The 23,111-nt window shown below is 68.9% G+C and carries 20 protein-coding genes; 8 read left to right on the top strand and 12 right to left on the bottom strand.

Translation table 11 applies throughout. From position 1 onward, the window contains the following. Positions 1-24: 24 nt before the first annotated feature. The 9 genes from napH to CH341_RS10280 all read right to left on the bottom strand — a co-directional run bounded on the left by napH (position 25) and on the right by CH341_RS10280 (position 12,198). Entirely contained in the window at positions 25-945 is a 921-nt protein-coding gene (gene napH, locus CH341_RS10320; RefSeq protein WP_111418953.1) for a quinol dehydrogenase ferredoxin subunit NapH, read from the bottom strand. Continuing rightward, positions 942-1,697 carry a ferredoxin-type protein NapG gene (gene napG, locus CH341_RS10315; RefSeq protein WP_111418952.1) on the bottom strand — a complete coding sequence of 252 codons (756 nt, stop codon included), beginning with the start codon at positions 1,695-1,697 and terminating at the stop codon, positions 942-944. Before napG ends, napH begins: the two co-directional genes overlap by 4 nt. 86 nt (positions 1,698-1,783) lie before the next feature. After that, positions 1,784-4,303: a nitrate reductase catalytic subunit NapA gene (gene napA / locus CH341_RS10310; RefSeq protein ID WP_111418951.1), complete on the bottom strand. Its 2,520-nt coding sequence runs from the start codon at positions 4,301-4,303 to the stop codon at positions 1,784-1,786. Positions 4,304-4,305: 2 nt separating this feature from the next. Beyond that, on the bottom strand, positions 4,306-4,587 hold the full coding sequence (locus tag CH341_RS10305) for a chaperone NapD (protein WP_111418950.1): 282 nt from the start codon (positions 4,585-4,587) through the stop codon (positions 4,306-4,308). Next, a complete protein-coding gene (locus CH341_RS10300) occupies positions 4,584-4,925 on the bottom strand; it encodes a hypothetical protein (protein ID WP_111418949.1) in 342 nt (113 codons plus the stop codon). The genes CH341_RS10305 and CH341_RS10300 overlap by 4 nt, the downstream gene beginning before the upstream one ends. Before the next feature lie 308 nt (positions 4,926-5,233). Then, entirely contained in the window at positions 5,234-7,666 is a 2,433-nt protein-coding gene (locus CH341_RS10295; RefSeq protein WP_111418948.1) for an alpha-amylase family glycosyl hydrolase, read from the bottom strand. A gap of 18 nt (positions 7,667-7,684) precedes the next feature. Continuing rightward, entirely contained in the window at positions 7,685-8,392 is a 708-nt protein-coding gene (locus CH341_RS10290; protein WP_111418947.1) for an EthD domain-containing protein, read from the bottom strand. Between the two features lie 183 nt (positions 8,393-8,575). Then, positions 8,576-10,120, bottom strand: a complete 1,545-nt coding sequence (locus CH341_RS10285; protein WP_111418946.1) for a type 1 glutamine amidotransferase domain-containing protein — start codon at positions 10,118-10,120, stop codon at positions 8,576-8,578. Positions 10,121-10,155: 35 nt separating this feature from the next. Beyond that, positions 10,156-12,198, bottom strand: coding sequence for an AGE family epimerase/isomerase (locus tag CH341_RS10280; protein WP_111418945.1), 2,043 nt, complete (start codon positions 12,196-12,198; stop codon positions 10,156-10,158). A gap of 368 nt (positions 12,199-12,566) precedes the next feature. On the opposite strand from CH341_RS10280, the gene CH341_RS10275 reads away from it, so the two are divergent. Together CH341_RS10275 and CH341_RS10270 are read left to right on the top strand one after the other, a co-directional pair. Beyond that, positions 12,567-13,808, top strand: a complete 1,242-nt coding sequence (locus tag CH341_RS10275) for a BtaA family protein (protein ID WP_425376172.1) — start codon at positions 12,567-12,569, stop codon at positions 13,806-13,808. Between the two features lie 2 nt (positions 13,809-13,810). After that, the gene (locus CH341_RS10270; RefSeq protein ID WP_111418943.1) at positions 13,811-14,461 is read left to right on the top strand and encodes a class I SAM-dependent methyltransferase; all 651 of its coding nucleotides are present in this window, start codon (positions 13,811-13,813) and stop codon (positions 14,459-14,461) included. 124 nt (positions 14,462-14,585) lie between these two features. On the opposite strand, the gene CH341_RS10265 is transcribed toward CH341_RS10270, so the two are convergent. Then, positions 14,586-14,969 carry an H-NS histone family protein gene (locus CH341_RS10265; protein ID WP_111418942.1) on the bottom strand — a complete coding sequence of 128 codons (384 nt, stop codon included), beginning with the start codon at positions 14,967-14,969 and terminating at the stop codon, positions 14,586-14,588. A gap of 836 nt (positions 14,970-15,805) precedes the next feature. On the opposite strand from CH341_RS10265, the gene CH341_RS10260 reads away from it, so the two are divergent. From CH341_RS10260 to CH341_RS10245, 4 genes are all read left to right on the top strand, one after another. Further along, the gene (locus tag CH341_RS10260; protein ID WP_111418941.1) at positions 15,806-16,006 is read left to right on the top strand and encodes a hypothetical protein; all 201 of its coding nucleotides are present in this window, start codon (positions 15,806-15,808) and stop codon (positions 16,004-16,006) included. A 91-nt stretch (positions 16,007-16,097) separates the two neighbouring features. Continuing rightward, positions 16,098-16,397 (top strand): antibiotic biosynthesis monooxygenase family protein, encoded by a 300-nt coding sequence (locus CH341_RS10255; RefSeq protein WP_111418940.1) that lies wholly within the window; start codon positions 16,098-16,100, stop codon positions 16,395-16,397. 53 nt (positions 16,398-16,450) lie between these two features. Next, positions 16,451-17,149: a glutathione S-transferase family protein gene (locus tag CH341_RS10250; RefSeq protein ID WP_111418939.1), complete on the top strand. Its 699-nt coding sequence runs from the start codon at positions 16,451-16,453 to the stop codon at positions 17,147-17,149. Positions 17,150-17,525: 376 nt separating this feature from the next. Continuing rightward, positions 17,526-20,921, top strand: a complete 3,396-nt coding sequence (locus CH341_RS10245; protein ID WP_146604432.1) for a trypsin-like peptidase domain-containing protein — start codon at positions 17,526-17,528, stop codon at positions 20,919-20,921. 141 nt (positions 20,922-21,062) lie between these two features. On the opposite strand, the gene CH341_RS10240 is transcribed toward CH341_RS10245, so the two are convergent. After that, positions 21,063-21,299: an FmdB family zinc ribbon protein gene (locus CH341_RS10240; protein WP_111418937.1), complete on the bottom strand. Its 237-nt coding sequence runs from the start codon at positions 21,297-21,299 to the stop codon at positions 21,063-21,065. Between the two features lie 211 nt (positions 21,300-21,510). On the opposite strand from CH341_RS10240, the gene CH341_RS10235 reads away from it, so the two are divergent. Next, positions 21,511-22,227: an ABC transporter substrate-binding protein gene (locus CH341_RS10235; protein ID WP_111418936.1), complete on the top strand. Its 717-nt coding sequence runs from the start codon at positions 21,511-21,513 to the stop codon at positions 22,225-22,227. A 160-nt stretch (positions 22,228-22,387) separates the two neighbouring features. Here the strand turns inward: CH341_RS10235 and CH341_RS10230 are convergent, their stop codons facing one another. After that, on the bottom strand, positions 22,388-22,786 hold the full coding sequence (locus CH341_RS10230; RefSeq protein ID WP_111418935.1) for a PPOX class F420-dependent oxidoreductase: 399 nt from the start codon (positions 22,784-22,786) through the stop codon (positions 22,388-22,390). Between the two features lie 121 nt (positions 22,787-22,907). Here CH341_RS10230 and CH341_RS10225 point away from each other — a divergent pair. After that, positions 22,908-23,111 (top strand): hypothetical protein (locus tag CH341_RS10225; protein ID WP_146604431.1); only part of this gene is annotated, 204 nt, incomplete at its 3' end.

Raw genomic sequence — 23,111 nt, 5'->3', positions numbered from 1 at the left:
GCCCTCCATCGGTATGTCATCGGTTCAAACCTTTTCCAGCGCGGCCGGCGCGGGGCGCCCGGCCGCGGACGGCGGAGGCGGCACGGCCGCGTCCACGCGGGTGTCGAAACGGTGGGTGAGCGAAAAGACGCGCTCCGGGCAGACGTCGACGCAGCGGCCGCACACCGTGCAGTCCGCCGACGCGATCACCGGGCCGGCGCCGTCGCGGCCCCGCAGGGCGGGCGCGATCACGTGGTTCTCGGGGCAGACCGCGAAGCAGTCGAGGCAGTCGTCGCAGCGCACCCGGCCCCGGGCCGAGACGCGCAGCAGCGTCGCCTTGCCGATCAGCGCGTAGGCGGTGCCGACCGGGCAGACATGGCCGCACCAGCCGCCGCGGGCGACGACGAGATCGAAGACGAACACGGCGACGACCACGGCGAGGCCGGCGAGCGTGCCGAACAGCGCGACCCGGTAGATCAGCGTGACCGGATTGATCAGTTCCCAGGCGATCGTCCCGGTAGCGGCCGACGCCGCGAGCACGGCCAACGCCACCAGCCAGCGCGCTTCGCGGCGCATGGAGAAGCCCTTCTCCACGCCGAGGCGGCGGCGCAGCCACGCTGCGAGGTCGGTGACGGGATTCACCGGACAGGCCCAGGAGCAGAAGGTGCGCCCGCCGAAGACGAGGTAGAAGCCGATCACGATGGCGACGCCCGTGAGAGCCGTCGTCTCGGGCCAGTGGCGCGCGGCGAGCGACTGCAGCAGCACGAACGGATCGGTGAGCGGCAGCAGGTCGAACGTCAGGCTCGCCGACAGCGTACCCTTGGCGATCCAGATGCCGGCCAGCGGCCCGGTGAGGAACAGAGCCAGCACGCCGAGCTGGGTGAGCCGGCGGACGATCAGATATTTGTGCGCGCGGAAAAATCCGTGCTGGGCCCAGGCATCGCGTCCGGGGATGCGGGCCGTCATGGCTTCATCTCCGGCAGGCGGTCGGGCAGATCGATGATGCCGGGGACCAGCTCGTGGCCGGCCTTGGTCTTCTCCTCCCAGCCGCGGCGGTAATGAGCGTCCTGGTGCCCGACGGCGATCTTGATGGGCAGTACCTTGATGGCCGCCTCGGCGAGCACGCAGCTCTTCTCGCACTTGCCGCAGCCCGTGCAGGCGTCCGGACGGACGACCGGCTCGAACACGGCGTGCTTGCCGGTCCGGCGGTTGTGGGTCTGCTCGAGCGTGATCGCCTTGTCGATGACCGGGCACACGCGATAGCAGACGTCGCAGCGCAATCCCTGGAGATTGAGACAGGTGTCGCGCGACACGATCACGGCCACACCCATGCGGGCCGTGGCGATGTCGCCGATGTGCTTGTCGAGCGCGCCGGTCGGGCACGCCTTGGCGCAGGGAATGTCCTCGCACATCTCGCAAGGGATGTTTCGCGCCTTGTAATATGGCGTGCCGGCGGCCGGGCCGGCCCCGAGGTCGGCGAGCTTCAGCGTGTCGTAGGGACAGGCGCGCACGCACAGACCGCAGCGCACGCAGGCGGACAGGAACCGATCCTCCGGCAGCGCGCCGGGCGGCCGCAGCGCATCGGCCGGCAGCGAGCGTGACTGCGCCGCGAACAACCCGAGCCCGAGCCCGCACGCACCCGCGCCGACGGCGGTGCGCAACGTGCCCTGCACGAAGCGCCGCCGGGTCGGGGTTTTCGGGTCGCTGTCGGTCGCCATGGCACGGGCCGGATCACATACGGCGGTTCGCATCGAAGGACGGCACCGCCGCGCCAGAGGGACGGCGCGGCGGCAGGCTCACCCGATCAGACCGGGACGACCTTGCAGGCCGCCTTCTTGAAGTCGGTCTCCTTGGAGATCGGGCAGGTGGCGTCGAGGGTCAGCTTGTTGACGAGCTGGCCCTCGTCGAAGAACGGGATGAACACGAGGCCGGGCGGCATCTTGTTGCGGCCGCGCGTCTCCACCCGGGTGATCACCTCGCCGCGGCGCGTGATCACCTTGACGGACTGGCCGCGCCGCAGCCCGCGGCTCTGGGCGTCGTCCGGATGCATGAAGAGCTGGGCGGTCGGATAGGAGCGATGCAGCTCGGGTACCCGGCGCGTCATCGAGCCGGAGTGCCAGTGCTCCAGCACGCGGCCGGTGCACAGCCACATGTCGTAGTCCTTGTCCGGGCTTTCCGCCGCCGGCTCGTAGGGGCAGAAGATGACGCGCGCCTTGCCGTCCGGCTTGCCGTAGAACTTCACGCCCTCGCCGGCCTTGACGTAAGGGTCGTAGCCCTCGCGGAAACGCCACAGCGTCTCCTTGCCGTCGACCACGGGCCAGCGCAGCCCGCGCGCCTTGTGATAGGTGTCGAACGGACCGAGGTCGTGGCCGTGGCCGCGGCCGAAGGCGGCGTATTCCTCGAACAGGCCCTTCTGCAGATAGAAGCCGAAGGCGGCGGACTCGTCGTTGTCGAAGCCCTGCTGCGTGTCGGCGAGCGGGAACCTGTCCACGGTCCCGTTGGCGTAAAGGACGTCGTAGAGCGTCTTGCCGCGGACCTCGGGCTTCTTGGCGATCAGCTCCTCGGGCCACACCTCCTCGATCTTGAAGTATTTCGAGAACTCGACGAGCTGCCAGAGATCGGACTTCGCCTCGCCGGGCGGCTTCACCTGCTGGCGCCAGAACTGGCTGCGCCGCTCGGCGTTGCCGTAGGCGCCCTCCTTCTCCATCCACATCGCGGTCGGCAGGATCAGGTCGGCGGCCATCGCCGTGACGGTCGGGTACGGATCCGACACGACGACGAAGTTGTCGGGATTGCGGTAGCCCGGCAGGCCCTCCTGATTCATGTTGGGGGCCGTCTGCATGTTGTTGGTGCACTGGACCCAGTAGGCGTTGAGCTTGCCGTCCTTGAGCATCCGGTTCTGCAGCACGGCGTGATAGCCGATGTTGCCCGGGATGGTGCCGTCCGGCACCTGCCACAGCTTCTCGGTCGCGGCGCGGTGCGCCGGATTGGTCACCACCATGTCGGCCGGCAGGCGATGCGCGAAGGTGCCGACCTCGCGGGCGGTGCCGCAGGCGCTCGGCTGGCCGGTGAGCGAGAACGGGCCGTTGCCGGGCTCCGAGATCTTTCCGGTGAGCAGATGGATGTTGTAGCAGAGATTGTTCACCCAGGTGCCGCGGGCGTGCTGGTTGAAGCCCATCGTCCAGTAGGAGACGATCTTCTTCTTCGGGTCGGCGTAGAGCTTCGCCAGCCGCTCGAGCTTGGCCGGCTCGACGCCGGAGAGCTTCGCCGTGTAGTCGAGCGTGTATTTCGCCACCGCGGCCTTGTACTGCTCGAACGTGATGTCGCGCATGCCGGCCGGATCGACGGCGCCGTCCTTGCCGGCCTTGTGCGAGGCGTTCTTGGCGTTCGCCTCGCGCGGATCGGTCGGCCGCAGCCCGTAGCCGATGTCCTCGACCGTGTGGGCGAAGGCGACGTGGTCGCGCACGAACGCCTCGTTCACGGCGCCGGTCTGGATGATGTGGTTGGCGATGTAGTTCATGATCGCCAGGTCGGTCTGCGGCACGAAGATCATGCCGTTGTCGGCGAGCTCGAAGCTCCTGTGCTCGTAGGTCGAGAGCACGTGCACCTCGCAGCCCTCGTGGGTCAGCCGCCGGTCGGTGAGGCGCGACCACAGGATCGGGTGCATCTCCGCCATGTTCGAGCCCCACAGCACGAAGGCGTCGGCGTGCTCGAGGTCGTCGTAGCAGCCCATCGGCTCGTCGATGCCGAAGGTGCGCATGAAGCCGGCGACCGCCGAGGCCATGCAGTGCCGCGCATTGGGATCGAGATTGTTGGAGCGGAAGCCGGCCTTGTGGAGCTTGGCCGCGGCGTATCCCTCCCAGATGGTCCACTGGCCAGAGCCGAACATGCCGACCGTCGAGGGACCGCCCTTCTTCAGCGCCGCCTTCCACTTCTCGGCCATGATGGCGAAGGCTTGGTCCCACGACACCGGCGTGAAGTCGCCGGTCTTGTCGTACTTGCCGTTGCGCATGCGCAGCAGCGGCCGGGTCAGGCGGTCCTCGCCGTACATGATCTTGGAGAGGAAGTAGCCCTTGATGCAGTTGAGGCCGCGGTTCACCGGGGCGTCGGGATCGCCCTGGGTGGCGACGACCTTGCCGCCCTTGACGCCGACCAGCACGCCGCAGCCGGTGCCGCAGAAGCGGCACACGCCCTTGTCCCAGCGGATGCCGTCGCCGCGCGCGACCTGCGCCGCGGCCGTGTCGGGAAGCGTCACGCCGGCGGCGGCCGCGGTGGCCGCCACGGCGGCCAGCTTCATGGTGTCGCGTCGCGTCTGCTCGGACATGTTCAAGCCTCCATGACGTGCGGAGCGGCAAGGCCGCGGTCCGGATCGAATCCGTGATAGACGAGCGCCGCGGCGACCACGCCGGGCGTGCGGTGAATGGTCTCCAGCCCCGAGAAGGCGGTCGCCTGGGGCGTGTCCTCCAGCGTGACGATCAGCCGGCCGCCCTCTGCGGTGCCGTGCAGCTCGCTGCCGGGGATGTTTCGGAGCGCCTGCGCCACCTCGTCGGCGCGCGCCGGAACGGTGTGGACCAGGACGCCGCAGACATTCGCGCCGCGGTCGGTCATGTGAGCTCCTCGGAATCGGACGGAACGGCGTTCGCGGTCAGCACGCCCGGCATCGCGGCGAGCGCCGCCAGCGCCGCGCCGACCGCATCGGACGGCACCGCGGCGATCAACGGGGCGGGCGGGCGCCGGTCGACGAGGCGGATGCCGTCGAGGGCCGCGACCGCGCCGGCGACGGCGTCGAAGCGCGCCGGCGCGATCTGCAGGAGCAGTCGGGTTGGGGCCGGATCGGGTTTCGGGATGCGAGACGGCGACGGCTCGGACGGACCGGACCGCCAGACGCCGCCGAGAAAGCGGCGGCGATCGAATGCGGCGGCATCGGTGGACGAAGCGTTCGGCATGCGGTGCGACCTCGACCGGGCGACGGGCTGGGCGGGACACACGCGGGGGGACGTGAGCTGATGCGTAGCTAGGCAGATCTTTCGGAGAGATCCTTGTTCCCCGTCAGTTATCTTTCCGAATCCGGGTACTCGCCCCGATTTTTGGGCTTTGCGACGCCCGATCCGCCGGCAAACCAATCCTAGCAGCAAGGGGCTCGGCAACTCGGGAGCACGCCGAACGGGCGGCACAACCGCGTCCGTCGGGCCAGGCACAGGTGCCGCGAACGCCATCCAGGGCCATGGCCCAAGAGTTGCGGAAGGCCGGTCGTTCAGAGGCGTTCGAGCACGACGACGGAATTGGCCGCCAGCAGAACCGTGAGGCCGCCTTGGCGGCTGTCGATCGCACCGGGGTTCAAGAGGCCGGTGCCGCCGAACTCGGGTGCGTCGCTGTTCAGCACCTCACGCCAGGTGCCGTCGGCGAGCGCCGGATGCTGGATCCGGTAGCCGGCCGCGAAGGCCTGGTTGTTCAGGCTCGCGATGACGACGAGATCCCGTCCCTCGGCGGCACGACGGAAGGCCAGCACTCGATTGGCGTCATGGACATGCAGGATGTCGAGCGCGCGAGACCGCAGCGCCGGCACACCGAGACGCAACGCGATCACGGCCTGATAGTAGCGGAACAGCCGCGCCCCCTCGCCCTCCGCCAGGGCCTCGAAGTTCTCGCGATGGAAGATGAAGTCGTCGTAGCGGTAGGGCTCGCGCGCACCCGCCTCCTCGCCCATGAAGAACATCGGCGTCGCCGGCCCCAGCAGCGCCAGCGCAGCGACGACGCGCGTGCGCGACTCGGCGAAGCGGCGGGTGTCGCCGACCAGCGGCGCGTCGTTGACGGCCGTGACGATGGTGCGGGCCGAATGAATGTCGCGATCGCCCTCGCGATAGCTGGAATTGCCCGCCTCGTCGTGGGACTCGTGATAGACGACCCTGCCCCATGCGCTCGCCGCCAGCGTTCCGGCGAACCAGCTCATGGCCAGCGGTCGGTCGTCGCCGTAGCCGGCGAACTTCAGGAGCCGTGCCCGGGCGGAGTCGTTGGTCGCATCGCCGACGAGCTGATGGTAGAACTCGGCATACCAGGCGGCGTCGAAGCCGAGCCCGCCCGCCGCGGTCGGCTGGGTCACGGCCGGCCAGCCGGAATGATCCTCGGCGATCAGGATCACATCCGGCCGCACCAGCCGCAGCGTCCGGGTCCACTCGCGCAGAAACTTCGATCCGAAGATGCGGGCGTGGTCGGCGGCACGGCCGTCGGCGTGGATCACGGCATAGGAATGCAGCGAGGTCGTCTGGTCGACCCGAAAGCCGTCGACGTGGAACTCGTCGACCAGCATGGCGGCCGAGGAGATGAACAGCTTGCGGACGTTCTCTTCCCAGAAGCGCGGCGCCCAGCCGGTCGACTGGTTATCGATATAGCCGCCGTCCGCATGCGGGTAGTCGGACGGGCGCCCCTCGTACCAGTAATAAAGATTGCGCTCGGGCGCGTTCGAATCCCACGCCCATTCGGCCCGATCGGCATGCGCCAGGAAGTGGTTGTAGACCACGTCCATGATCACGGCGATGCCGTGCCGGTGGCACGCGCGCACGAACCACTTGAACTGATCGCGGCCGCCGCCGGCGTATTCGATGGCGAGATAGTGCGACGAGCCGTAGCCCCAGCTCGCCCAGCCCTCGTACTCGGCCAGCGGCATCAGCTCGACGGCGTTGACGCCGAGCCGGGCCAGATAGGGCAGGATCGCCACCGCGTCCTTCAGGGTGCCGCGCGCGCTCTTGCCGGCGCCCAGCCCATCGACATGCAGCTCGTTGATGACCAGGTCCTCGAGCCGTCGCGGCACCGGCCGGCCCGGATCGTGCTCGTCGCGCCAGAAATCCGCCTCCCCGTCCCACTCGGTCTCGGGAAACCGCGTCGACTCGAACAGCTTCGTCACTCGGCCGGGATCGACCACCACGGAGCAGCTCTTGGTGCCGTCGAGACTCCTGCGGCAGCCGCACCAGGACGGATCGCGGGCCGGATCGACATTGCCGCTGCCGATCTGGCAGCGCGACATCAGGTCGGTGCGATAGGCCACCGTGCCGTCGTCCTTGGTAATCCGGTACATGTAGAGCGTGTGGTCGTAGAGGTCGTAGGCGCCGCCCTCCGGCAGCTCCTCGACGACCGTGCTCCAGATGCCGTCGGCGTCGCGATGCATCGGCGTCGCCGTGTCGACGCCGCGGCCGTCGTCGAACACGTAGCCGCCCTTGTCGTTGTCGGCGCCGGTGAGCCTCGCGCGCACCAGCTCGACTTTCTGGGCGTGGGGCGCCCACACGGAAAACTGCACCACGTCACCGCCGGACCGGATCAGCCGGTTGGCGCCGAAACGCCGGCAATGGGTGAGAAAGTAGCGCTCGACCTGATCGGGGCCGCGCAGGACGAACGCGCGATGGAGATCGGACGCCGCAGCCTCGTTCGGCTCGGTGGCGATCGCCGAGACGGTGCCGTCCTCGGTCGTGGTCGTCACGCTCCAGCGCAGCGTCTCACCCAGCACCGCGTCGTCGAGCTGAACGGTGGCGCGGAACGCCGGGCAACCGTCGTCGGCGATGAAGGCCTCCATCGGCACAACCGACCACTGCGCCGACGAATGGCCGGCGGCATCCCAGCTCCCTGCCAGGCGGACATCGCGAAGCGCGATGTGGCGAAGCCCGGTGCGGTACTCGAAATGGACGGGAATTGGCATGGTGGTCTCCCGAGATGATCAGGGCGCATGGGCCCGCGGCGCCGGCCCGATGATCCAGTGCTCGCGAGCCAGCATGCGGTGGAGCCAGCGCGGCTCGGCGCAGAGGCGCCAGTCGGCCGCCAGCAGGGCGCCTTCAACCGAGGCCTCGGCCGCCGCGACGGCCGCGGGATCGTCGAACCAGAACTGCTCGACGCAATCGAGCAGCGCCTCGCCCACCGCATAGGCTCCGTCGCGGACATGGCCCTGCTGATAGCGCCGGAGGCCCGGCAGCGCCGCCGCCTTGTCGGCGTGGCGACCCAGCATGTGGGCGCGGAAATCGGTGAGCGGCAAACCCTCGCGGCGCTTGGTCAGCACCAGTAGAAGCACCCTGTCGGCGTCGCGCGCGTCCGGCGGACCGGGCAGCAGCAGATGGGCGTTTGTGTCGAGCCCGACCGTGCTCCAGAACGCCGCCCAGCGGGGCTCGTCGAGGCGCGCGCCGTCCAGGAACTCGGGCGACTGCAGCGAGGCGAGCTGCTCGGCCTCGTTCTCGAGCCAGATTTCGGCAACGCCGCTCCAGCGCGCGTCGGGCGGGTCGTCCAGCCGCGCGATGCGGGTGTCGACCTTGTACTTGCGGATCTGGGGAATGCGGCTGGCATACTTCACCGCATGCACATCGAGCCAGTAGCGCTGGAACGCGGCCTCGCTCATGCCGGGCTTCGGGTGCGCGAAGATGAACTGGTGGATCATGCAGTCCGTCCTCTCCGCACCTCGACCTGTCGCTTGCGTCTGCCCTCATGGTGAGGCGCTCGCCGGAGGCGAGCCTCGAACCATGAGGCCGATGCCGGGCCGCCCTCGCCCTTCGAGGCTCGCTCCGCTCGCACCTCGGGGTGAGGGCGGAGCAAAGGCCACGCTTTCAGAGGCGGCCGCTCCTCACCACCCCCAGCGCCGCAGCGGCGGGTCGCCGTCCAGAACCTCGATCAGCTTGCGTCCGGTGAGCGTGCTGTCCGGCGTCGAGCGGCCGGTGACGAACGGGAAGTCGACCAGCACGCTGGTCGGGTGGCCGAAATTGCCGTGGAAGCCGCCGTCGGGCCCGGTCGCGTCGCGCAGGATGAACTCCAGCGGATAGGGCGGCGGCCCCATGTTGAAGTCGAGAAACGTGTTGCGGGCCTTCACGAAGCCGGTGCCGTCCTTGTAGTCGTATTCGAGGCAGTGGCCGGTGACGTGCTTGCCCCAGACAATGCTCTTCCGGATGTTCATGTCGCGCGCGAAGGCGAGGCAGGCGACGGCGTAGCATTCCGCCGCGATCGGCTTACCGGCGGCCAGGAACGCCAGGATCAGGTCGTGGACGCGCTGGTTGTTGACCATGTCGACGACCGGCCCGGAACCGCCGACCAGCAGCACGGCGTCGTAGCGGGCGATGCTGGCCCGCGCGGCTTCCAGGGCCCGGTTGTAGGATTCCAGCAGCCGCACGAAGGCGGGCGCCGAATAGTAAGGACGCTCCGGGAACCAGGCGGCCAGGGAAATCGGTGTCTGCAGCCGCGCACCCTCGGGCGTCGAGGGGTCGTCGTAACGACGGGCTTTCGCCGCCATCTCGGGCGTGGTCACCGGCCTCTGCAGCGGCGGATCGAAGAAGTCCGAATCCATGCTGACCGGAATGGCGTTCGGTCGCTTGCCGTTCGGCGTGCAGAACTCGACCGTGTAACCGGCCCGGTCGAGCTCCTCCAACGGACCGACCAGCTCCTCGCCCCAGTAGCCCCACTCCGACAGCACCACCAGCACGTGGCGCTTTCCGCGCGGCGCCGGTTGCGGCGGCAGCGGATCCGCGATCGATCCCGGGCCGGCCAGGACGACATCCTTGATGGCATCGACGAAAGCCGCGGTCGCGTGCCAGGAGTTGTTCGTGACGAGGTCGCCGTCCACCACCACCTGCTGCTCGGGCGGCGTGCCCGGCACACAGGGCGTGTAGACACCACCGGCATTGATCACATCGGCCAGTACCACCTTGTTGCAGATCACCTTGCGGCCCGCGAGCAGATCCGGCGCCGGCGTCAGCAGCCACAGGCCGTGGCAGGCGGCGCCCTTGACGATCGCCCGGTTCTGCATCGCCCGGCGGAAGAAGCGCGCCGCCGGCACCTCGCGCGCCACCTGGGCGGCGTTGCCGGCGTTCACGTCGTCGCGCTCGCTCCAGCGCAGCCGCACGCTGGTGTAGTTGGCCGAGACGATGACGGCCGCGTAGTCCTCGGGCGCGACCTGATCGACGTCCTTGTCGACGTCGATCCACTGCAGCTCGCCGACCACGCCGGGCTCGACCGTCGAGTAGAAGCGCTGGCTCGGCTGCCCCCACAGGCGGGAGACGAGCTCGACCGTCGCACCGTAGGAGGCGAAACGCTCGCGATAGATCCGGATCTCGTCCGGGATGAATTGCGACTCGACGAGGACGGCAATCTTCCGACCGGCGAGCGGGGCGTTCGACATGGTGGGCTCCTGAGCGGATCGGGCGCGCGGCGCGGTCAGCCGGCAAGGGCGGCGAACTGGACGACGAGCGCGATGGCGCCGCCGTCCTGGGCGCCGGACAGGCCGGCGAGCGACAGCTGGAAGTCGTCCGGATTGGACGGCTTGAGCTGCGCCGTCAGATCGATGCCGTTGACCACGACGCGCTCGATCGACAGGCGCTCGGGCGGCATGAAGTCGGGCAGCACGTTGATGGTGGTCTGGCTGGTCGACGGACGGATGCGGAAATACAGGCAGAATCCCTTGTCGGCGCCGTTGCCCGCGTCGACGAAGGTGCGCGTGTAGACATGCGCCAGATAGGCGAGCTCGAAGGCATGGTAGCCGATGGCGTGGCTGCTCTTCATGCCGTACTGGCCGTCCTGGATCGGCAGCCCGTTCTCGGTGGTGCGGAAGTAATATCCCTGGCGCTCGCGGTCGAGGAAGAACAGGTTCCAGAAGGCGGCGCTTTCGCGCGCCAGGGCCAGATAGGTGCTGTCGCCGATGGTGGCGCCGTGCAGGATCAGATAGGCGAGCACGCCCTGCTCCTGCTGCCAGAAATCCTTGGTCGGCCCCCAGGCGAATTGGATCGGCATGCCGCCGGTCGGGTGCCGCTCGACGCAGTCGAAGATGCCGCCGCGCACGCTGTCGAGCCCGACCGTCGCCATGTCGTCGCCGAGCTTGCGGGCGACCGCGAGCAACCGCTTGGCGTGGGTCTCGTCGGCGCCGGCCTCGGTGGCGCGTCCCATCGCGCGGCGCCGGGCGGCGCGCATATGGAAGTAGTTGGCGCAGCGGGTCAGGTTCCAGGCGATCTTGAGGTTGTGGCCGACGACCGCGCGGTCCTGCTGCCAGCGATAGGCATGGTCGGGCGTCCAGTCGTCATGGAAGCGCTCGTTGACGTATTTCGAGGTCGGATCCGGGAATTTCTCGGCGATCAGCGCCGTGGTCTCCTCCAGGATGCCGATCGCCACCTTCAGCAGGTCGGCCATGTAGGGCCTCGCGCTGCCGGCCGGAAGCGGCTCCAGCGTCAGGATCAGGTTGACCAGATAGGCCGGGATGTGGTCACCCACCGAGTTCCAGTTCTTGCGCTTGCAGTTCTCGCCGAGCGCGGCGGTATCGGGCCGCATCGTCACCGGATCGAGATGCGAATAGTAGCCGCCGGTGCCGGCGAATCCCTTGTCCCGCGCCGAAGGCGGATCCCAGTAGAACCCCTGGAACGTGTTGATGGTGCGCCGGATGTCCTCCAGAACCTCGGTGTCGAGGGTGATGCGGTAGAACTGCGTCAGGCCGGCGAGCGCGTAGATCTGCTCGTAGAGCGGGATGGTGCCGACGTCGTCCGGCCCCTGCGAGGCGAAGTACAGGCTCTCGCCCTTCTCGCCCGCGGTGTTGCGCCGCCGGCCGTAGGCCCAGAACAGGTACTGGCCGTCGTGGCTCGACGAGCGGAACGCCTCGCGCAGATATTTGATCGCCGCCTGCGCGGCCAGGAAGTAACGCTCGGCGCCCGTGATCAGGAAGGCGGTCGAGAGATCGTAGAGCAGCCGTGAGAGGACGGCGCATTCCTGCACAGTGTCGTTGGTCGGCTGACCGAGAATGTTGAGGTCGGTGCGGTAGAACTTGGCGAAGTCGTCGATCGTGTAGTTGCGCCGCTCGTCGAACAGGTGGTCGAGAATGCGGTCGGCCATCTGGGTGACCTGCACGATCCACCAGTGCGTCTCCTCGAACAGGTAACGGTTCGGGTCGGAATGCAGGAGATAGACGGTGCGGGCCTCGAAACGGGCGCGGTCGCCGTCCTCCTGGTAGAGGCCCGCGACGAACACGGGCCGACCGACCGCGATGTACTTCTTCAGATTGAACAGCACCGGATCGGCCGGGGCGCCGGCTGGATCGGGCACGCGGTCGCGCGAGATTTGGTCGAGATTGGTGAGCACCTGCCAGCTCGTCGTCACGCCGGTCACGGTCGGGAAGGTGTCGCCGCTGCGCGCCTGAATGGTGAAGCTCGCATTGGCCTCGTCGATCGACTTCACGGTCCCGGCGAGCGTGATGGTCTGGGTGAAGTTCTGCCGCATCTGCTCCCTCCCTGCTGTCCCGATCCCGCTTGCGCCGACACGCCGAGACCGCTCGGCATGCGGGCGCATGCCGGCGAGAGCCGCGACGGTGATCCAAGCGACTGTCCCTCGCGCCGGAACGTCGACGGGCCGCAACCCGGACGGCCGGAGATCCGTCGCCACAACTATTAGGAGAGCGCATCAATTGATGCAATGAAAGAGTGAGTGCGTCCCGTTCACGACTTGGCGGGGTCGTGTCCACCGCCGCAGCGGCCGCTGTCATGACGGCGTCATAGGCCGCCCGATACACACCCATGGTCGCTGGCGCATGTGTCGCCGCGTGTTCGTCGCAAATCCATACTCGCCCGCAGTCATCGAGGCCCGGTTTGATCTCCTCGCCGTCGAAGGTCCGGTGCGGCGTCTCGGCCGCCGTCCGACACACACCCGCGCTGTCCCGCCAGGGCGTCGCCGAGCTCGTCTTCACGTGGATGTTCCGCGGGCTGGTCTATCCGCAGATCTGGGAGGACCCGGCCGTCGACATGGAGGCGCTGGCGATCTCCCGCGATCACCATCTGGTGGCGATCGCCTCGGGCGGCTGCAACGTGCTCTCCTATCTGACGGCGGACCCCGCCCGCATCACCGCCGTCGACGTGAACACGGCGCATGTCGCGCTGGTCCGGTTGAAGCTCGCGGCGGCGCGTCACCTGCCGTCGTGGCGGGCCTTCTATCGCTTCTTCGGCACGGCCGACGAGGCCGCCAATGTCGAGGCGTACTGGAACCATCTCGCGCCGCGGCTCGACCCGTCGACGCGCGGCTACTGGGAAGGGCGCGGTGCGTTCGGGCTGGGACGGCGCCGGATCTCGCTGTTCGCCCGGAACGTCTACAAGCACGGCCTGCTCGGCCATTTCATCGGTCTCGGCCATGCGGTGGCGCGGCTCTACGGCGTCGATCTGCGCCGGGTGCTGCGCGCCCGCTCGCGCGAGGAGCAGCTCGAGCTGTTCCAGACCCTGCTCGCGCCACTGTTCGAGAAGCGCTTCGTCCGCTGGGCGGCGGGCCGGCCGATCGCTCTTTACGGGCTCGGCATTCCGCCCGCTCAGTACACCGCGCTGGCGTCCGCCGGCGGCGGCGACATGGCCGCCGTGCTGCGCAGTCGCGTCGAGCGGCTGACCTGCGGCTTCAGCCTGGACGAGAACTACTTCGCCTGGCAGGCCTTCGGCCGCAGCTACGGCGGCGGCGAGCGCGATCCGGTGCCGCCCTATCTGGAGCGCGACAACTTCGCCGCCGTGAGCGCGCGGGCGAACCGCGTCGCCGTCGTCAACGCCTCGATGACCGACCATCTCGCGGCCCAGCCCGACGGATCGGTGGACCGCTACGTCCTGCTCGACGCGCAGGACTGGATGACCGACGCCCAGCTCGACGCGCTGTGGCGCGAAATCACCCGGACGGCGAAGCCCGGCGCCCGCGTGATCTTCCGCACCGCCGCCGAGCCGAGCCTGCTGCCCGGCCGTCTCGACGACGCGATCCTGTCGCGCTGGCGCTACGAGGAGACGGCGTCGCGCGCCTTCACGGCCCGCGACCGCTCCGCCATCTATGGCGGCTTCCACCTCTATGTCCTGGCCGACGGAGACTGATCATGGCCGCCGACGCGACCGACCGGATGAACCGGATGTATCGCCGCCAGCGGCACCTCTACGACGCCACCCGCAAATACTATCTGCTCGGCCGTGACGATCTGATCGAAGGGCTGAAGCCGGCCGCCGGCCAGCGCGTGCTGGAGATCGGCTGCGGCACCGGGCGGAATCTGGTGCGGGCGGCGCAACGCTGGCCGGAGGCGCGGTTCTTCGGCATCGACGTGTCGACCGAGATGCTCGACTCCGCCATGGAGGCGATCGCCCGCGCCCGGGTGGCGCGACGGGTCCGGATCGCCCATGCCGACGCCACCACGTTCGACCCGGCCGCCGTGTTCGGCGAGGCCGCGTTCGAGCGCGTCTACTTCTCCTACACGCTGTCGATGATCCCGGACTGGCACGCCGCGCTCGACCGGGCGCTCGCCCTGGTCGCCCCTGGCGGCGAGCTCCAGGTGGTCGACTTCGGCGGCCAGGAGGGCCTGCCGGGCGGCCTGAAGACGATGCTGAGGACGTGGCTGGCGCTGTTCGACGTCACGCCGCGCGATCATCTGGAGACGCGGCTCGCCACGCAGGCCCGGGCGCTCGGGGCCGTGCTGACCGTCGAGCGTCCCTATCGCGGCTATGCGCAGCGCGCCGTCCTCCGCGTCACGGCCTGACCGGCGCGCGCCGCACCTCGAACAGAGCCCCATAACGACGTCACCGGACGCCGCCCGGCTGCGCCGTGCGGACCTCTACGGGACTACGCCGTCGTCCCGCCGGCTCGGCAGAGCAGTGCGAGCGTCAACCGCGTTTGCGGCGGCCGCGGCCAGCCTTGCGGGCCGGCTTCTCCTCGACCTCCTCGACCTCTTCGACCGCACCTTCGATGGCGAACTCGTCCAGCGAATGTCCGTCCGACAGAAGGGCCGACAGCCACTTCGGATGCGCGCCGCGCCCGGCCCAGGTCTCGCCATTGGGACCGCGGTATTTCGGCGCGACCTTGACGCCTTTGAGAGCGCTCGAGCGGCCGCCCGCAGACGCCCCGCGAGTGGGACGACCACGCGCAGATTCCAGCGCGCTGAGCTGCTTCTTCAGCTCGCGGCTTCGCTGCTCGAGGGTGTCGTCGATCTCGCCCCGCAACGCCAGCAGGGCATCGACGTCCATAGCCTTGAGGTTAACGGCAGCCATTCACGGGCTCTCCTTCAAAATATAATACGCTTCCTATTACGAACGATGATGTCCGGTACGGCGCTGATAACCGACAGGACTCCTCGAAAAGCTCTTCTCACGAGCCCAACAGGACAGCAAGTGAAAAACTTTTATCGAATAATCTTCCGAAAAATTGCACAGCCATTCCGTGATTACTTTTGGTTGGTACAAATGGGGAGTCGAGGTCCCCTTTTACCGCGGAGCTCGTCGATTCCGTCGAAATTCGCGTCCCGGATTGACCCAACTGTATTAGATTTGGGCTCATACGCAAGCAAAACCTGTCCGGAAACACTTCCGAAACCTCTCGAAAGAAAGCCATGGGAGGGGAAATTTTGTCCGATTTCGAGGGCTTGGACCACTTCTGAACGGCCCCGGAAGGTTGCGATAATCGGAACGGCACCCCGAATCAACTCGGGCGCCGAAGGTTTTGTTCCTGAGTCGGCCCGAGCCGCCGGAGCCCCGGCCCTTGTAATGCCGGCCCGCTAAAGGTCGGAGTTTCCGGAGGATCGATCCCGGCGCGTCGCATTCGGCTTTTTGCGGAACATCGTCTGGAAACTACTGAATATTCGGCTCGTGCCAGCGACGTTTTTCGTGTGCCGGGTCCGCGGTCCCGCGCCCGGGAAAGCGCCTTCCGATGCCCGAGCGGGTCGGCCCGGCCTGTCCACGATACCCGGCGGTCCCGCAGAGGCTGCCCTGCGTCTCGAGTCCGCGGTCGCGCCACTGCAGCACCGGGTCGAAGCGCCATGCCACCAACCCTGCGCGGGCGCGTTGACGAAGCGGCGCGCCGCCGGCGCGCCCGACCATGGAGACAGACGATGCCGTTCCGCCGCGCCGGCTTCGCCCTCACGCCCCCTACTGTTCTGGTGTTCGCGATCTCGCTGATCCTCGCGCTGATCGCCATCCTGGCCCACTACGGCGTCGTTCAGATCGCCATGATCACGTCGGCGCGCACTTTCCTGATGCTGACGGTCGCCTACGTGCTGCTCGCCCTGGGCGTGCTGCTGCGACGCATGTGAGCCCGTCGCGCCACGCCCGTTGCACGGGAAGGACCGCCGACGCATCATGCGCGCCGCCCCCCTCCTTCCTTCCCGCCGCAAAGAGGCATCGATGGTTCTGGAAATCGCTCAGATCGAGGTGAAGCCCGGCATGGAGGCCGACTTCGAGGCCGGCGTCACCAAGGCGGTGCCGCTCTTCCAGCGCGCCAAGGGCTGCTCCGGCGTGACCCTGCAACGCAGCGTCGAAAAGCCGTCGCGCTACCGCCTGTTCGTCCAGTGGGCGACGCTGGAGAACCACACCGTGGACTTCCGCGGCTCACCGGACTTCCAGGCCTGGCGCGAATGCGTCGGCCACACCTTCGCGACACCGCCCGAGGTGGAGCATGTGACCGAGGTCGTGCACGGCTTCTGACCCTCGGCCGTCCCGCCACTGCCCCGCGTACCAACCCTGCGAGAGCCACCCCCATGATCGATCTCTACGCCCTCACCAGCCCGAACGTGCAAAAGGTCTTCATCGCGCTGGAGGAGCTCGAGCTTCCCTACAACACCATCGTGGTCGACGTCTGGAAGGGCGAGCATTATCGCGACGAGTTCGGCGCATTGAACCCGAACCGGAAGATCCCCGTGATCGTCGATCACGAGGGTCCGGGTGGAAAGCCCGTCACGGTGATCGAGTCGGGAGCGATCCTGATCTATCTGGCGGAGAAGACCGGCCGGCTCCTGCCGTCCGATGCGCTGAAGCGGCTCGAGGCGCTGCAGTGGCTGATGTTGCAGATGGCGAGCGTCGGCCCGATGAGCGGCCAGCTCGTCCACTTCTCCAAGTTCGCGCCGCCCGGCAACGACTACGCCGTGAGCCGCTTCCGCAGCGAGGTCAATCGGCTGTTCGACCTCTACGACGAGCGGCTGGCGACGCGCGACTGGGTCGCCGGCGACGATTATTCGATCGCCGACATCGCCGCGTTCCCGTGGCTGCGCAACCACGTCTTTCTCGGCATTTCGGTCGACAAGCGGCCGAACCTGACCCGGTGGGTGGAGCGGATCTCGGCGCGCCCGGCGGTCCAGCGCGCAATGGCCAAGGTCGCCACCATCCCGTCCTCGCGCGACACCTCGTCGGACGAGGACCGCGACCGGATCTTCCAGCGCGGACGCTTCGCGCGCGTGTGACGGGGAGGCCAATCACGTCGCCCGCAGGTCCTCGCGGTCGACCCGATCCAACACGGATCCGGTTCGGCCGTCGGCTCGTCGCGTCCTGACGGGATCAGGCCGACCGGCTGCGGAGCGAGGAGACGTGCCCACGCCTCTCCTCGCGACCGGAGCACATGCTGCAGTGGGGCCGGCGCGGTCCGCATTCACGACGGCCGGGAGCGCGGTTCGATCTCGGCATTGTGATTCGAGCCGCCCGACCGCCACCTGTAGGTTGCGCGCGGCGAGGGCAGCCGCCGGGTGAGACGCGTCGGCAGGCTTCAAAACCAGTCCCAAAAATACGGCCCGACCATTCAACTCTTTTCGACCCCGGCTCTGCCGGCAGCGGGAGGAGCAGATGGCTATGGACGTCCGCGACGATCGCGGCGGCCGCGCATCCATGCGCGTCGTCAGCAGACACGGCACGATCAATCCCGATACGATCGACCACGGCATCCCCGGCCGGGACCCCGGCCGACCGGACCCGACCGCGGCCGGTCCGATCAGCTTCGCCGAATTGGAGCGGCGTCTGCAAGACGTCGACATTCCGGATCGCGAGCTGCGCCCCTACTTCACCGGCGGGCCGACAGCGAAGCCGTTCGACCCGGCCGTGCAGGTCGATCCGGAGCGCGTGCTGCTCGATCGCACGGACCGGTTCCGGGTCGAGGGCGCGTTCGCGATGGACTGGGCGAACCGCATCGCCCGCTGGCGCCGTCAGGAACGCTTCAAGCTGCGTCGCGCCCGCGGCGAGCGGCGGCCCGTGCTGGTGGCGGAAGGGGACTCGTGGTTCCAGTTTCCGTTCCTGCTCGACGACATCGTCGACCAGCTCGATGCGCCCTATCACGTCTGGTGCGTCAGCGCCGCCGGCGACACGCTGGGCAACATGATCGACGGCGCGCCGGAATACGTCGAGGCCCTGGCGCAGCAGGCCGAGCTTCCGAACGTGCTGCTGTTCTCGGGCGCCGGCAACGATCTGGTCGGCGAGGATCCGGACGGCACCTCGGTGCTGTATCGCGTGCTGCGCGACTTCGAGCCCGGCCGGCCGGCCGGCTTCTATCTCGACACGGACGCCTTCGCCGAGCGGCTCGCCTTTATCGAGCGCGCCTACCGGACCCTGCTGTCGACCGTGGATCGCAGCTTCGGCGGACGGGTCGCCGTCGTGCTGCACGGCTACGACCGGGCCCTGCCGGGCGGCCCCGGCGATCCGCGTCGGCCGCTCTGGGCCGCGAACGACCAGTGGATCGGGGCGCCGCTGAGCAAGCGCGGCATCACCGACCCGCTGCTGCGGCGGGCCATCGTGAGCCTGATGATCGACCGCCTGAACGAACTGCAGCGCCGGCTGTGCGGCGGCAATGCGAGCGGTGGGTCGTTCCCGAACGCCTACCATGTCGATGTCCGCGGCACCCTGCCGGCGGTCTCCGACTGGGCCGACGAGCTGCACCCGACCGATGCCGGCTTCGCCCGCGCGGCGCAGCGGTTCGAGGCCGTGCTGGCCCATCTGATCAACCGTGAGGAGGCACTCATGTCTGAACGTGGAGCCGGCCGGAAGCCGGAGACCCGTGGCGATCGCAACGGGCGGCCGACCGGCGCCCTCAACGTCGACACGATCAGCGACATCGTGGCGACCCGCGTGGCGGACGCCGTCGCGGCCTCGATCGAGAAGCTGATCGATCGGCAGCAGCTGCAAGCCGCCGCGCAAGCGCCGCCCCGACCCGCCAGCGAGGCGACCCGGACGGAATCGTCCGCCGCGGGCAGGACCAACCAACCCCGCCGCGCCTCGGCGGGCGAGCCGGCCGCCACGCCGCGAGGCCCGGTGACCACGGCGGGCCAGCAGGTCCCCTTCCTGACGTCCCCGTCCACCCGCGGGGCGCTGTTCGCCGATCTCGGCGCCGACCTGCCGGTCGATGATCCCGCCGCCATGATCGCCGGATTCCGCGGCCTGGAGATCGCCGTCGGCCGTGAGATCCTCGCCCCGGCCGCCTTGCTCGACGTGCTGGCGCGCCGCCGCCGCGCGGTCGCCCGCATCACGACCAGCGGGACCGACTTCCAGGGACGCAGCGGCAGCTGGACCGGGACGGGATTCCTGGTCGGCGCCAATCTGCTGCTCACCAACCACCACGTCCTCAACTCCATCGAGTCGGCCGAAGCGGCGACGGCGGAGTTCGATTACGAGGTCACACCGGATGATCTTCTGAACGGCGCCGGCACGGCGCTCGCGAAGAAGAGCTTCTCGCTCGATCCGCGGCGGCTGTTCCTGACCAGCCCGGTCGCGAACGGGCTCGACTTCACCTTCGTGTGGATCGAGAGCGGGGCGGCCGAGGAGTTCGGCACCATCCCGCTGGAGCGTGCGTCGTTCACGGTGGATCGCGGCGAGCAGGCCTATGTGATCCATCATCCGCGCGGCGAGCCCAAGCAGGTGTCGCTCGACGACACCGACGTGCTGAACATCACCTCCACGGTCGTCCACTACTCGTCCGACACCGACTACGGCTCCTCCGGCGCTCCCGTGATGGACCGGCGCGGGCGGCTGATCGCGCTCCACCACGCGCGCGAACCGATGACCCTCGCCTTGCCGGAGGGCGGCAGCACGAACGTCGTGAACGAAGGCATCAAGATCGGCGCCATCGCGATCGACCTGGAGAACCGGGTGAAACGGCAGGCCGCCGACGCCGGGATGGCCGGCACGGTGCTGTCCTTCATTCGCGGCTCGGACTCGCTCACCGGCTTCTTCGGCGGCCTCGGCCGCTCGGTCGGCGCGGCCGTGGGTGTCGAAGCCGTGGTGGACACCTATCGCGGCACCGACCAGGACATCGATATCGGCTTCTGGAACATCGAATGGCTGGCGAATCGCTGGCGCGACCCGGACAAGCTGCAGGGTGCGGCCCGCGTCATCGCCGACCTCAATCTCGACGTCTGGGGCCTGGTCGAGGTGTCGCCGACCGCCGTGCGGGCGCTGGTCGGCGAGCTGCAGAACCGGTTCGGCGAGCTCTACGACTGCGCGTTCTCGGAGCCGGACGCCCCGGAAGCGCGACAGACGACGGCGGTGATCTGGAAGCGCTCGGCCGTGCGATGCGAGCGCGCCGAATGGCCGGCGTCGGTGGAGCCGCTGTTCCACCTCGACAGCCGCGATCCGCAGGCCCGCGAGGAGGCCGTCCACGGCAAGGTGTTCGACCGCTATCCGGGACTGTTCCGCCTCGAGGCCGGCGACCAGCGCCACGGCAGCGCCCCCGCATTCGATTTCTATCTCGTGCCGCTCCACCTGAAGGCGATGGCGGAGGGCAGCCTGCGGCGGCGGCTCGCATCTCGCATCCTGGTGCGCGCCACCAGGGCCCTGATGGAGGAGACCGGAGAGGCGGACATCATCCTGGGCGGCGACATGAACGCCCCGCTGGCGTCCGGCGACTTCGATGCGCTGAGCGACGGCCACTTCACCCCGATGGGCGCCGAGGACGAGCAGGCCGGCGGCTTCACTTATCTGAAATCGCCGCGATCGCTGATCGACAACATCTTCCTCTCGCCGAACCTGACCCGAACGGTCGGCAGCACCGACTACTTCATCGTGGCGAAGGAACGGAACGTCGACGATTTCGTACGCCGCGTCTCGGACCACCGCCCCGCACTGCTGCGGATCTCGTTGGCGGACCGGGCGGTCGCCCGGGCCGCCACGACACCGTCCACCGATGTCGACGAGCTGATCGAGCAGATGCTGCGGGAGCAGAACCGGCCGCAGACGAGCTATCGCAAGGCGAGCTGAGCCCCGGTAAGCCCCCTCCCCCTGTCCGCACCATGCGGACGGGGGTGGACGAACGCCCCGGGGGCCCGTGGCGATGCCAGTCATGGCATGGGCGGAGCGCATGGGCGGAGCACCGCCCGTGCGATGACTGAGGCGCCGCGTTCAGCCGCAGCCGCCCATCCCCATTCCCATCCCGCAGCATTGGCCACAGCCACCACCGCCGCCGCCGACGCAGGCCGGCTCCGGATCGGAGCCGCCTTTGCCGGGCGACGCGATCAGCGAGAGCTGCTGTTCCAGATCCGCACTCTCGCAGGCCGGGCAGGCCGGGACGTCCGACGAGCGCACCAGGGTCTGGAACATGTGGCCACAGCTTTTGCACGCGAAGCCGTAGAGCGGCATGACGCCTCCGAGGAAATGAGGATCCTGAACCGGGGGTGGCCGTCTCATGCCTCACGCGCGGGGTCCGCGCAAGGTGCCGGGTGACCCCCGGGGGCCGGAGGTCGCGGCGGGCCGGCCGCGGTCCGAATATCGCCCAGCGGAAAACCATAGTATCGAGTCCGGACGGAACCGTGTGCCGGCGTCTCGGCTGCGGACCGCGGAGAGGAAGCCCATGCAGGACGTGTTGAAGGAGCTCGCGCCGAAGGGGCGCGTGCGTGCCGCCATCAATTTCGGCAACGCGGTGCTGTCGCAGCAGGATCCGACGACCGGCGAGCCGCGCGGCACGCAGCCGGCGCTGGCCCGCGCGCTGGCGGAGCGGCTCGGCGTTCCGGTCGAGTACGTCACCTACAAGGCGGCCGGGAAGGTGTTCGAGGCGCTCGCCAAGGACGAGTGGGACGTCGCCTTCATGGCGATCGACCCGGTGCGGGCGGCCGAGCTCGACTTCACCTCGCCCTATGTGCTGATCGAGGCGGCCTGCCTGGTGCCGGACGGCTCGCCTCTGCAGGACGTCGGCGACGTCGACCGGCCGGGCGTGCGGATCGCCGGGGCGCGCGGCAGCGCGTACGAGCTGCACCTCACCCGCACCCTGAAGACCGCCGAGCTGGTGCTGACGCCGAGCGGCCCCGAGGCCCGCGCCCTGTTCGTGAAGGACGGGCTGGAGGCGGTCGCCGGCGTGCGCCAGGAGCTGGTCGCCTTCGCCGAGTCGCATCCGGGCTACCGGGTGATGCCGGGCCGCTTCGTCGGCATCGAGCAGGCGATCGCGGTCCCGAAGGGCCGCGCCGCCGCGCTGGCCTTCCTGGACGGCTTCATCGCCGAGCAGAAGCAGAACGGCTTCGTCGCCCGGGAGCTCGCCGCCAGCGGCCAGTCGACCTCGCTGGTGGCGCCGTAAGCCGCTGAGTCGGGGCGTGCACGGCGTGGTGCGTATGCGGAAAGCCTCTCCGCCGTCACGCCCGGCTCGTGCCGGGCCTCCACGCGGTGAGGTTTTTCACCACCAAAGACGCCGATGGCCGGGACGCGCCCGGCCATGACGAGTCGGACGATTCGTCGCCTCAGTTCATCCCGGAGGCCGAGATCGGCTCGATCTCGATCGACAGGCGCTCCTCGCCGGGCTGGCGGTACGGATAGGTGTCGACCCCGAGATACTTCTTCGCCAGCGAATCGATATGGGCGTCGGCGCCCTGCTCGGTGACGCTGCGGACCTTTCCGCGGATCTGCAGGTAGCGATAGGGGTTGTCGGGATCGATGATGGCCAGCGCGACCGGCGCGCCCTGGGTCAAGGTCTTGGCCTTGACCCGCCCCTTGGCGGTGTTCACCCGCACGATGCCGCCCGTGTAGTCGAACCACACCGGGGTCACCTGGGGCGAGCCGTCCGACATCACGGTGGCGATGCTGGCGAAGGCCTTCTTGTCCTGCAGCAGATCCAGATAGGCGTCCGGAGGCGTGACCATCGAGAGCTCCTGGCGTTGATGCACCGGCCCGCGCCGGCGGGAGGTATATAGGGTGAGGCCTGCCGCTCCGGCAGCCCCCGCGCCCTTTCCCTGCCACGGTCGCCGGCCCATATTGCGGCGCATGGCCAAGCCCCCACCCTCCGACCAGCCCGACCACACCCAGAAGCCGCGCAAGGACCCGGCGCGCCCGACCCGCGCCAAAGCCTCCCGCGAGGCGCTGCCGCCGATCGCGCCGGCCCTGGAATCGCTGCTCAACCCGGGCATCGCCCGCGGCGAGGCCGGCATCGGCTCGCAGACCGGGCTCGACCGGGCGGCGGGCCGCGAG

The sequence above is a fragment of the Rhodoplanes roseus genome (assembly GCF_003258865.1).
GTDB classification, from domain to species: Bacteria; Pseudomonadota; Alphaproteobacteria; order Rhizobiales; family Xanthobacteraceae; genus Rhodoplanes; species Rhodoplanes roseus.
This window is presented reverse-complemented; position numbering and strand designations above follow the sequence as displayed.

Bases quoted from the DNA above. Each gene is read 5' to 3' on its own strand.
- napH (WP_111418953.1), bottom strand. From the start codon at position 945: ATGACGGCCCGCATCCCCGGACGCGATGCCTGGGCCCAGCACGGATTT.
- napG (WP_111418952.1), bottom strand. From the start codon at position 1,697: ATGGCGACCGACAGCGACCCGAAAACCCCGACCCGGCGGCGCTTCGTG.
- napA (WP_111418951.1), bottom strand. From the start codon at position 4,303: ATGTCCGAGCAGACGCGACGCGACACCATGAAGCTGGCCGCCGTGGCG.
- CH341_RS10305 (WP_111418950.1), bottom strand. From the start codon at position 4,587: ATGACCGACCGCGGCGCGAATGTCTGCGGCGTCCTGGTCCACACCGTT.
- CH341_RS10300 (WP_111418949.1), bottom strand. From the start codon at position 4,925: ATGCCGAACGCTTCGTCCACCGATGCCGCCGCATTCGATCGCCGCCGC.
- CH341_RS10295 (WP_111418948.1), bottom strand. From the start codon at position 7,666: ATGCCAATTCCCGTCCATTTCGAGTACCGCACCGGGCTTCGCCACATC.
- CH341_RS10290 (WP_111418947.1), bottom strand. From the start codon at position 8,392: ATGATCCACCAGTTCATCTTCGCGCACCCGAAGCCCGGCATGAGCGAG.
- CH341_RS10285 (WP_111418946.1), bottom strand. From the start codon at position 10,120: ATGTCGAACGCCCCGCTCGCCGGTCGGAAGATTGCCGTCCTCGTCGAG.
- CH341_RS10280 (WP_111418945.1), bottom strand. From the start codon at position 12,198: ATGCGGCAGAACTTCACCCAGACCATCACGCTCGCCGGGACCGTGAAG.
- CH341_RS10270 (WP_111418943.1), top strand. From the start codon at position 13,811: ATGGCCGCCGACGCGACCGACCGGATGAACCGGATGTATCGCCGCCAG.
- CH341_RS10265 (WP_111418942.1), bottom strand. From the start codon at position 14,969: ATGGCTGCCGTTAACCTCAAGGCTATGGACGTCGATGCCCTGCTGGCG.
- CH341_RS10260 (WP_111418941.1), top strand. From the start codon at position 15,806: ATGCCGTTCCGCCGCGCCGGCTTCGCCCTCACGCCCCCTACTGTTCTG.
- CH341_RS10255 (WP_111418940.1), top strand. From the start codon at position 16,098: ATGGTTCTGGAAATCGCTCAGATCGAGGTGAAGCCCGGCATGGAGGCC.
- CH341_RS10250 (WP_111418939.1), top strand. From the start codon at position 16,451: ATGATCGATCTCTACGCCCTCACCAGCCCGAACGTGCAAAAGGTCTTC.
- CH341_RS10245 (WP_146604432.1), top strand. From the start codon at position 17,526: ATGGCTATGGACGTCCGCGACGATCGCGGCGGCCGCGCATCCATGCGC.
- CH341_RS10240 (WP_111418937.1), bottom strand. From the start codon at position 21,299: ATGCCGCTCTACGGCTTCGCGTGCAAAAGCTGTGGCCACATGTTCCAG.
- CH341_RS10235 (WP_111418936.1), top strand. From the start codon at position 21,511: ATGCAGGACGTGTTGAAGGAGCTCGCGCCGAAGGGGCGCGTGCGTGCC.
- CH341_RS10230 (WP_111418935.1), bottom strand. From the start codon at position 22,786: ATGGTCACGCCTCCGGACGCCTATCTGGATCTGCTGCAGGACAAGAAG.